Source organism: Streptomyces sp. NPDC059957 (genome assembly GCF_042730015.1).
In the GTDB taxonomy this organism is placed as follows: domain Bacteria; phylum Actinomycetota; class Actinomycetes; order Streptomycetales; family Streptomycetaceae; genus Streptomyces.
Genome location: NZ_JBHWMB010000015.1, coordinates 65,968 through 75,512 on the forward strand (window position 1 = coordinate 65,968; position 9,545 = coordinate 75,512).

The 9,545-nt window shown below is 69.8% G+C and carries 10 protein-coding genes; 3 read left to right on the forward strand and 7 right to left on the reverse strand.

The genetic code is table 11. The features are described from left to right. Window positions 1–16 precede the first annotated feature (16 nt). Window positions 17–1,408 (reverse strand): MFS transporter, encoded by a 1,392-nt coding sequence (locus ACFWBW_RS12930; RefSeq protein WP_385371209.1) that lies wholly within the window; start codon window positions 1,406–1,408, stop codon window positions 17–19. 164 nt (window positions 1,409–1,572) lie between these two features. Between ACFWBW_RS12930 and ACFWBW_RS12935 the strand changes: the two genes are divergently transcribed. Continuing rightward, complete coding sequence (locus tag ACFWBW_RS12935) at window positions 1,573–2,334, forward strand: phosphoglyceromutase (protein WP_385371211.1); 762 nt, start codon at window positions 1,573–1,575, stop codon at window positions 2,332–2,334. 78 nt (window positions 2,335–2,412) lie between these two features. On the opposite strand, the gene ACFWBW_RS12940 is transcribed toward ACFWBW_RS12935, so the two are convergent. The 6 genes from ACFWBW_RS12940 to ACFWBW_RS12965 form a co-directional block, all read right to left on the reverse strand. Further along, window positions 2,413–3,648, reverse strand: a complete 1,236-nt coding sequence (locus ACFWBW_RS12940) for a tyrosine-type recombinase/integrase (protein WP_385371214.1) — start codon at window positions 3,646–3,648, stop codon at window positions 2,413–2,415. A 346-nt stretch (window positions 3,649–3,994) separates the two neighbouring features. Further along, entirely contained in the window at window positions 3,995–4,231 is a 237-nt protein-coding gene (locus ACFWBW_RS12945) for a helix-turn-helix domain-containing protein (RefSeq protein WP_385371217.1), read from the reverse strand. 250 nt (window positions 4,232–4,481) lie between these two features. After that, complete coding sequence (locus tag ACFWBW_RS12950; RefSeq protein ID WP_385371220.1) at window positions 4,482–6,101, reverse strand: ATP-binding protein; 1,620 nt, start codon at window positions 6,099–6,101, stop codon at window positions 4,482–4,484. Continuing rightward, window positions 6,098–6,721, reverse strand: a complete 624-nt coding sequence (locus tag ACFWBW_RS12955) for an HNH endonuclease (RefSeq protein ID WP_385371223.1) — start codon at window positions 6,719–6,721, stop codon at window positions 6,098–6,100. The genes ACFWBW_RS12950 and ACFWBW_RS12955 overlap by 4 nt, the downstream gene beginning before the upstream one ends. Beyond that, window positions 6,718–7,170 (reverse strand): helix-turn-helix domain-containing protein, encoded by a 453-nt coding sequence (locus ACFWBW_RS12960; RefSeq protein WP_385371226.1) that lies wholly within the window; start codon window positions 7,168–7,170, stop codon window positions 6,718–6,720. The genes ACFWBW_RS12955 and ACFWBW_RS12960 overlap by 4 nt, the downstream gene beginning before the upstream one ends. Then, window positions 7,167–7,541 (reverse strand): hypothetical protein, encoded by a 375-nt coding sequence (locus ACFWBW_RS12965; protein WP_385371229.1) that lies wholly within the window; start codon window positions 7,539–7,541, stop codon window positions 7,167–7,169. Before ACFWBW_RS12965 ends, ACFWBW_RS12960 begins: the two co-directional genes overlap by 4 nt. Before the next feature lie 237 nt (window positions 7,542–7,778). Between ACFWBW_RS12965 and ACFWBW_RS12970 the strand changes: the two genes are divergently transcribed. After that, entirely contained in the window at window positions 7,779–8,537 is a 759-nt protein-coding gene (locus ACFWBW_RS12970; RefSeq protein WP_385371232.1) for a GntR family transcriptional regulator, read from the forward strand. Next, entirely contained in the window at window positions 8,534–9,142 is a 609-nt protein-coding gene (locus ACFWBW_RS12975; protein ID WP_385371235.1) for an AAA family ATPase, read from the forward strand. Before ACFWBW_RS12970 ends, ACFWBW_RS12975 begins: the two co-directional genes overlap by 4 nt. Window positions 9,143–9,545: the final 403 nt, after the last annotated feature.

The following is a 9,545-nucleotide window of genomic DNA, read 5'->3' on the forward strand; positions in this document are numbered from 1 at the left end:
GCAGGAGCCGTAGGCGTCAGGCGGCCGGAGCCACCGGATCCGTCGCCTTCGCCGGAGCGGCGACCTCCACGACCGGCTCCGCGAACGGCTCCGCGACCGCCTCCGTGAACGGCTCCGCGACCGCCTCCGCGACCGGCTCCGCGAACGGCTCCGCAAGCGCCTTCGCGAACGGCTCCACGACCGCCTCCACCGGGCTCGCCTCGTCCTGCGGAAGGCTCCTCATCAGCAGCCAGTAGCCCAGCGCCGCCACCGTGCCCAGGACCGCCGTCGCGCCCCACAGCCACGCCGCGCCGAAGTGCTCGATCGCGAAGCCCGCCATCAGCGGGGCGATCAGCGAGGCCACCGCCCACGACATCGTGTACATGCCCTGGTAGCGGCCGCGCCCGTGCAGCGGGGAGAGCCGCGCGACCAGGCCCATCTGGGTCGGCGAGTTGATGATCTCGGCCAGCGTCCACACGCAGACGGTCAGCGCCAGGCTCCACACCGAGCCGCCGAAGGCCGTCAGCCCGAACCCGTACCCGGCCAGCAGCGCCGAGATCACCAGCAGCTTCTGCGGATCACGGTGCTCGATGAACCGGGTGACCGGGATCTGCAGCAGCACGATCAGCACGCCGTTGACCCCGATGACCAGCCCGTAGTCGGCCGTCGAGAACCCGGCCGCGCCCATCGCGAGCGGCAGCCCGAACGAGCCCTGCATGAAGATCAGCGAGATCAGGAACGACAGCCCGACCACACCCATGAACCGCCCGTCCCGCAGCACCGTCCCCAGGCCGATCTCCGGCTCGGCGGCAGCCTTCTGCGCCGCCGTCTTCTCCGGCCGGGACTCCGGCAGCTTGAGGTAGACGAGCACCGCGCAGACCAGCGTCAGGGCCGCCTCGCCGAGGAACCCGGCCAGGTAGCTGTACTCCGCGACGAAGCCCGCCACGGTCGCGGAGACGGCGAAGCCGAGGTTGATGGCCCAGTAGTTCAGCGCGAAGGCCCGTACCCGGTCCTCCGGGCGGACGATGTCCGCCATCATCGCCTGCACCGCGGGCCGCGAGGCGTTGGAGGTCATGCCGACCAGCAGCGCCACCGCGGCGATCGCCGCCGGGTGCTCCATGAACCCGAGCAGCGCCACCGAGAGCGCGGTCGACGCCTGCGCCGCCATCAGCGTGGGACGCCGCCCCAGCCGGTCCGTGAGCACCCCGGCGACGAGCGAGGACACCACACCGCCGAGCCCGTGCAGGGCCACCACAAGTCCCACGAAGGAGGCCGAATAGCCCCGCTCCAGGGTCAGGTACAAGGTCATGAATGTGGCGACGAAGGCCCCGAGCCTGTTGACCAGCGTGCTCGTCCAGAGCCACCAGAACTCCCGGGGCAGACCCGCCACGCTCTCGCGGGCGGCCCGTCTCACACTGGCAACGGACATAAGGAATCCCCCCGGAGATGTAAGCGTCCCTCTACTCGTTCGGACCCTACGGAAACGGGCTCACCGGAGCCACTGGATTGACGGCTGCCGTCAATCGGGGGACCGTCCCACATGCCGTACACACCGCGCGCGAGGGGACGGGTGTGTCCATTAGGCTCGTACGCATGGCCGACGCACCGTACAAGCTGATCCTCCTCCGCCACGGCGAGAGCGAATGGAACGCGAAGAACCTGTTCACCGGCTGGGTGGACGTCAATCTCAACGAGAAGGGCGAGAAGGAGGCGATCCGCGGCGGTGAGCTGCTCAAGGACGCCGGTCTGCTCCCCGATGTCGTGCACACCTCGCTCCAGAAGCGCGCGATCCGCACCGCGCAGATGGCGCTGGAGGCCGCCGACCGCCACTGGATCCCGGTCCACCGCTCCTGGCGCCTGAACGAGCGCCACTACGGCGCCCTCCAGGGCAAGGACAAGGCCCAGACCCTCGCCGAGTTCGGCGAGGAGCAGTTCATGCTGTGGCGCCGCTCGTACGACACCCCGCCGCCGGCGCTCGAAGACGGTACGGAGTTCTCGCAGTCCGAGGACCCCCGCTACGCCTCCATCCCGCCGGAGCTGCGCCCGCGTACCGAGTGCCTCAAGGACGTCGTCGTCCGCATGCTCCCGTACTGGTACGACTCGATCGTCCCGGACCTGCTGGACGGCCACACCGTCCTGGTCGCCGCGCACGGCAACTCCCTGCGCGCGCTGGTCAAGCACCTCGACGGGGTCTCCGACGCCGACATCGCGGGCCTGAACATCCCGACCGGCATCCCGCTCTCCTACGAGCTGGACGCCGACTTCAAGCCCCTCAACCCGGGCGGCACCTACCTCGACCCGGACGCCGCCGCGGCCGCCATCGAGGCCGTCAAGAACCAGGGCAAGAAGAAGTAGGTAAAGCGATCACGCCCCTGACCTGCGCACACGGCGCAGATCGGGGGCGTTCGTTTGCCCTGGGCCCACTGTGGGCCCTCAGCGTGGGAGACCGTCCGGCCGCAGAGCCCTGCCGAGAGCCTCGCGAGCACGGTTGCGACTGCTGGGCATGAGGTGCGCGTACACCTTCAAGGTGAGCCCCGGATCCGAGTGCCCCAGGTACTCGCTCACGGCCTTGATGCTCTCTCCCACATCCAGCAGCACGGACGCGTAGAAGTGCCTCAGCGCGTGCATGCCGTGCTCCCGCGCGGCGGCGTGCTCACGGCTCTTCGCCGCCGGGATGACGCCGACCTTGGCGAGCGCGGGCTTCCAGTGGTCCTCGTTCACCGACGTGCGCCACAGGTGCCCGCCCTGCGGGCCGGTGAAGATCAGGCGCTTCGTGACGGGCGGGCCGCCGGCGCGCATCCAGGGCAGCGTGATCTCCACGGGTGGGAAGAGCTTCATGTGCGCCTTGAGCACGTCCGCCACGGGGTCGGGCAGCGGCACGTCACGCAGCTTGCCGCCCTTCGGCGGGGCGAACACGGGCGCGCTCAGGCTCTGCTTGAGCTGGTGGACGACGTGGAGCGTGCCGTTGGCGAAGTCGAGTTCCTCCACGGACAGCCCCAGGATCTCGCCCTGCCTCAACCCGCATCCGGCGCCCACGTCCACCATGGGCTGGAACCGCTCAACGAGGGCGCCCCGAACGGCGAAGACCCGTTCCGGCTGCCAGGGGACCACACGGCGCGCGCCCATCTCCGGGAGCGCCACCGTGCGCGAGTTGCAGGGGTTCCGGGGCAGGCAGCCGTCCTCGACGGCCGCGCTGAGGACGGCACGGACGTTGGAGAAGATGACGCGGGCGTACGAGCCGGACATCCCGGAGGCTTCGAGCTGCGTCACGAACTCGCGGATGTGGCTGGGCTGGAACGAACCCAGCGGCCGGTCCCCGATGCGCGGGAAGGCGTGCAGCTTGAGCTGAGACGTCATCGACGCTCGGGTGTTCGGGTCGCCGCTCTGGCTCGCCAACCACTTCTCCGCGAACTCCTTGAAGGACGTCCGGGCCGCGTTCGGGTCGATGTACTGGCCGCGCGCGACGTCCGCGCTGATGGTGCTGAGCCACTGCTCGGCGAGACGCTTATGGCCGTCCTCGAAGGACTTGGACTTCCGCTTGCCGTCGGGCGCGAAGTAGCGCGCCCTGTAGCGCATGCCGGTGCCGTGGCGTTCGGTCTTGACTCGGGTGGTCTTGCCGTTGTCGTCGGTCTCGGTCCTGAACCAACGGTCCTGGATGCTGCCTGCCATGTCGGGGGGTTCCTTCGAGTAGGTGGGTGACTCTTCGGTCGCGAATGGCGCTCAGGGCGGTCGAGACAGGGGGCTCGGGTGGCTTCCTGAGGGGTGTTCGAGGGGTGCGGGATACGCGCCTCCCTGCCTCCCTGAGGGCGCGTCTGCGCAGCTCAGGTGGAGGGAGGCGTGCCAGGGAGGCGGTCAGGGAGTTCTCCCTGCCTCCCTGGGCGCTTCCCTCGGTTTTGCGGTGTGGGGCGGGACCCCTTTACCGGCACTACCGGGCTGGTCAGCGGCCGCTACCGCCCCCGCTACCGGGGTAAAGGGGTGGCTCTACCCGCAGTAGCTATGTGTGGAGGACAGGTCGTCAGGCGGCGTCGCGGTCGGCCTGTTCGCGGATCCAGGCGTGGACGGCGGCGGGGTCATAGCGGATGTGCCGGCCGACGCGGAATCCGGGCGGCCCGGTGCGCTTCTTGCGCCAGCCGTAGATGGTCTCGATGGGGACGACGAGCATGGAGGCGAGGTCTTCGGGGGTCAGGTACCGGTCGGGGAGTCCGGCGCGGAGGATCGCGCGGGGGTCCTTGGCAGGGCTGTTGGCAGGCATGGGCGGGGTGACTCCTCGTGTCCGTGGCGGCGTGCTGAGGGTCGGTGCGGTCGCGGTCCTAGAGAGATGCCGTATCGCAGCGTCCGCAGCGCTCCCAGCGTCCGCAGGCCACTGTCCGTGCAGGTCGGACAGGGTTCGGAGCGTGGACGCTGGCGCGGACGCTGTGACCGTTGGCGGGGGCTAGCGTCCGCAGGGGCTGACGTGCCCGGGCCGCTGGTGCGCGGCCCGGTCCGGGGGTGATCCGGCGGTGTCAGTGCTGCTCAGGGATGGTGCGGCCTTGCCCGAGCGATGCCACCTCGGGCCAGAGAGGGTCTTGCGGGGGTGTGGGCGCTGCGGGCGGGGTGGGGTCGATGCGGGAGAGGACGAGTAGGCGGTGGCGGTGCCGGTCCTGACTGCGCTGCGTGTCGTCCACGGCCACGCCGATCGACCTCAGGAGCGGGGCGAGCCGTTTGATGCGTCCGCTGGCTCGGGTGGCGTCCTTGGGCCAGCCCTGGGGCCGGAACCCTCCCGGGGCCGAGAGCTGTTCAAGGAGTTGGGCGGCGGTCCCGCTCCAGGTCCCGCACTCCTCCACGAGGGTGGCCACGGCCGCGCCGAAGGGGTCGCCTTCGAGCGCGTCCCCGGCGACGTTCGCTGAGGTGGCCAAGTAGGAATCCAGGGTGTGCCACTCCTGGACCTGGTCGACGGCCGCGAGGACCCGGGCGAAGTCCGCCATGCGGGGCATGGACTCCAACTTGATGCCGGGCAGGACCGCGAGGACGGCCGCCAGGAGGTCGAACAGGGCGCCCAGGACGGCGGGCCGTACTGCGGCGAACGCGGCGTCCAGCTCTTCCTCGGTGCGGCGCCGATCCTCCTCGATGAGCTGCAAGTCGAGCATGAGGAGCCGCTCGGCGAGGTCCCCGGCCAGAGCCCCGGCGTCGATGGTGGTCATGGCGAGGACCCGCCGGAAGGAGAGCACGACCACGTCGTCGTCGGTGTAGAGGGCGCGGTCCACGATCCCGTCGCCGGTCACGGCCTTGCACAGGGTGTCGGACAGCCAGGGCGGGATCGTGCTGATGTTGTCCAGGCACAGGGCCCAGGAGTTGAAGGCCTGAGCCGACCAGGCCTTGATATCCCGGGGCTGGCTCCGCTTGCTGGCGGGGGAGGGGTCGATGAGGTTGACGACCATCTGCGCGGTCTTCGACTTCCCCGTGCCCTGCTCGCCCTTGAAGGTGAGGATCGGGTGGGGGATGTGCGGGATCCAGGCGGCGATGAGCCAGCCGACGAGCTGGTGGAAGGTGGGCGCGTCCATGTTCAGCAGGGTGTGGAGCTTGGCCAGGCCGTCGCCGTCCAGGACCGGGGCGGGCATGGGCGCCATGGCGCCGGAGCGGCGGAACAGGATCGGGGAGCGGTCCACGATGTGCCAGCCGCCGGCCGACACGGTCACCGCCCGTCCATCCGCGCTGCCGAGGTCGACCACGATGCCGTTCGGGCCGCCCCCCACCCGCAGGTCGACGGGCACCGGATCGTCGGTCTCGGCGACGCCTTCCAACACGGTCATGGCGTCGGCGAGGGCGGACTGTGAGGCGACGTCTCCGTCGTAGGTGTCGGCGTACTTGCGGGCGAGACGCTGGCGAAGTCCGGCCCGGCCGCGCAGGGGGAGCGCGATGTTCGGCCCGTCGATCGCGACCGCGTACGGGCGGCCGTCGGTCGAGGTGACGAACGTGTACCCCTCGCGGGCCAGAGCGACGAGCCTGGACGCCGCAGAGGGCTTCTTCCCCTCGCCGGTCGCAGCATCGGCCGGGGTCGATCGACTGGCCTTCTGCGGGCCGGTCGGGGGCTGCAGATCGGTGGTCTTGGCATGGCCGTTCACGATGTTCACGGCAGTGTTCACGCCGACTCCCTTCGCGGTGTGTGGGCAGATCCGTGGCGGTCGGAGCACAGCCGGGTGCGGGCCGACCGATCGGCCCGCGACCTGGGGTGGACGGCCGTGCGCGGGTGCTCGTGAACACGGTGAACGCCCTGGTGAACACCCGACCGTCCACCCGACTCGACGGCCGTCCGGTCGGCCGACTGCCGGACCTGAGCCAGCCGGGCCAGGAGCCGGAGAAGGTCCGGCGTGAACACCTCAGTCGAGCGGTGGACATCGACCCGATCCACCAGATTTCCACCCGACTCGATCAGCGGACTCTCCCCACCCGGCGGGGTCGACCGGTCGAGGGGGGAAGTCGGGTGGACGGTCGGTGCATCCACCCCATCCACCGCCCCGATCAGCAGCAGCGCGATCAGCAGGGGGAGGCGGTCGGCCTTGGCGTGGTTGCAGGGCGGGCAGGCCAGCACGAGGTGGGCGGCCGACCATGTGCGGAACAGGCGGATGGGCACGACGTGGTCGAGGGTGGCGTTCCTCAGGTCCGTGAACTGGGCGTGGCAGTAGGTGCAGTGGGCCCCGTCGCGAACGGCGAGCTGGTACTTCCTCGCTCGCCGCCGTCGTGCGCTCAGTTGGTGGATCCTCACGCCGTGGCCCCCATCGCGGGGTCGATGAAGTCCATGACCGTGCGGAGCACGGAGGACAGGGCACCCAGATGCAGGGCCATCTCCGTCGGGCTGGCCGAGCCGAGGTCCAGCGCCTCGACCCGCCGGAGCGCGTCCTGCGCGGAGGCCAGGACACGGGGCTGCATGGTGACCGGCTCCGGAGCCGGTTCCTGCGGGCGCATGGCGGGCCACAGCTCCCAGGGCGTGGTGCCCAGGACCCGGGCCACGGCGTGCGCGTGGCGGGCGTAGGGGCGCCGTCCCGGCTCGTTGACCCACCGCTCCACCGTCTTGGGGTCGACGGCCAGGCGGTCGGCGATCTCCTCGTAGGTGAGGCCGGAGGCGATGACCGCGTCGTACAGGCGGGCGTTGCCGCGCTTGGCGGCCGGAGCGGACTCGGCGAAGGCCCGACGCTCGGGCATCAGGGCGGTCATGCCGTCACCCCGAAGACCCGCGTCACAGCCGCGGCGAGGCAGGCCACGAACTCGAAGTCGGCGACCGTCCCGCTGCAGCCGTCCAGGATGGCCATGGCCCTTCCGGCGCTGTGCTCGATGGTGCGGTGGTCGGACACGAGGAGAGCGAACTGGAGGGTCTCGCGCATGAAGGCGTCGTCGTCCAGGTCGGCGTAGGTGATGTCCAGGCCGCCCGTCTGGGTCAGCAGACCCAGGATCTCCGCGAAGGACACACAGGCCGTGAGCTGGACCGGGACCCGCACGTCCTCCGTCGGGTGCGGAGACCCGAACAGATCGGTACGGGCCGGAGCCGGGGAGTCGGAAACACGCTGCGTCGGGATCGTTCCGTGCATGATGGATGTACCCCTTCGAGGGTCGGGGAGCGGCGATCTGCTTGGCGGTAGGGAGCCGCTCCCTGCTTAGCCCTAGGCCTCTGGCCAGGGTTTTTCGTCAAACAGCACCCCATGACAGGGCCCTGCGGCCTCCGATCGGATCGATCGGTGGGCACATCCCTAAGGTTCCCTAGGGCACCCTAGGGTGTCAAGCGGTACGCTAGGGAAGTAACCCATTGAGACAAGGGAGTTGACGGGATGCCGGATCACGCCGACAACCGGGCGCCGTACGCGCAGATCGCGGCCCACTACACGGAACTGATCGCATCCGGGCAGCTCCAGCCGGGCGAACTGCTGCCGAGTATCAAGAACCTCGCGCAGGAGTGGAGCGTCAGTACGGCGACCGCCGAGAAGGCGCTGAGGAAGCTGCGCACCGACGGGCTCGTCAGGGGCATCCACGGAATCGGAACAGAGGTCCTGGACCGTCCCGCGCCGATGTCCTCAGGGTCTCAGCGTCAGGACCGGGGACGCCACAGCGGGTCGAGCTGGGGGGCCGGAGAACGGTCTGACTCTCACCAGGCGTCCGTGGTGTCGGCGCCGGCGGACGTCGCCCAGGCGCTGGACATCAAGCCAGGCTCCGAGGTGATCCGGCGGCGCCGTGTCTATCGCGACCGGCACGGCATCGTCGCGCACTCGACGTCGTGGATCCCTGCTCAGTTCGGGAAAGCGATTCCGCAGCTCGCGAAGAGCGAGCGTCTGAACGGCGCAACGTCGCTCCAGCTCATCGCGCAGATCAGCGGCAAGCCGATCACCCATCGGATCGACACCGTGGCCGCGCGGCTGCTGACGGCGGAGGACGCGGAACTCTTGGAGCTGGACAGCGCGAAGCCCCCACGTGAGCCGGTCGTCGTGATGATGGCGAAGTTCATCAACAGCGCGGGCGACGTCGTGGAGTACGGCGTCGACCTCGGAAGCCCGGGTCGGACGTGGCAGACGGAATCGGAAGTCACCCAATGACGGCCGCCAGCGGTGCCGTCCGGCCGTTCTGCGTGCTGATGGCTGGACTGCCCGGCTCAGGGAAGACCACCCTGTCCCGCGCGCTGACGGACCGCGGCTTCGTCAGGCTCTGCCCTGATGAGGAGATGTTCCGTCGGCACGGCGTGTACGGCGTGGACTTCCCCCGAGGCACCTTTCCGACTCTTGAGCGCCCGATCCTCGAAGAGATCTCGGTAGAGCTTCAGGCACACCTCCGCGCCGGGGACAACGTGGTGGTCGACCACGGCTTCTGGACCCCGGAGGATCGCGCGCGGTGGCACGGTGCTGCGACGGACGCCGGCGCCGCCTCGGTGCTGGTGTACCTGGAGGCAAGTCACGAGGAGCTCTGGGACCGCGTGAGCAAGCGGAACGCGCGGCACGAAGCGGATCCGAACTCGATCTACTTCTCCGAGAGCGACCTGACCCGCTACAGAGCGCGGTTCGTGCCACCCCAGCAAGGCGAGCCCCACCTCGTCTACCGAGGGGACCCGGACCCCTTGTTGAAGGCGCTGGAAGAGGCTGCGCAGGGCGACCTCGCCAACTTCCGGGCCTTGGGGCCGGAGAGCCCTGGCCTCCTGCCCGGCTAGCGAGCGGTGGTGACCCCCGAAGCCCCGGTTTCCTGTCGGATGCCGGGGTTTCGTGTATCCCCTGCTAGTCGCTAGATCGCAGGTCAGAGACCCTGCAAGTTGCTAGGACTGGTGCTAGACCTAGCGACCCCTGTTGCTAGACCTAGCGCCCGTTTCTGGTCCCCTGCGAGTTGAAGAAGGTGCTAGAAGGAGCGGCCTGCGGCCGCCGACGCCCGGGCAGCTCGCTGCGCTCGCGCTCGCCCCCAATGACGTCCCTACGGCTGCGTCGCGGCCGAGCACTCATCAGGCTAAGAGCTGCTGAACTATGTTCCAGCTCATCCGGAGTGCCTGGGGAAGATGCCACCGTCCCGGGCTTCCGGAACAAGCAAGAGGAGCACCCGGCGCGGCGTGCTCCTCTTGCTTG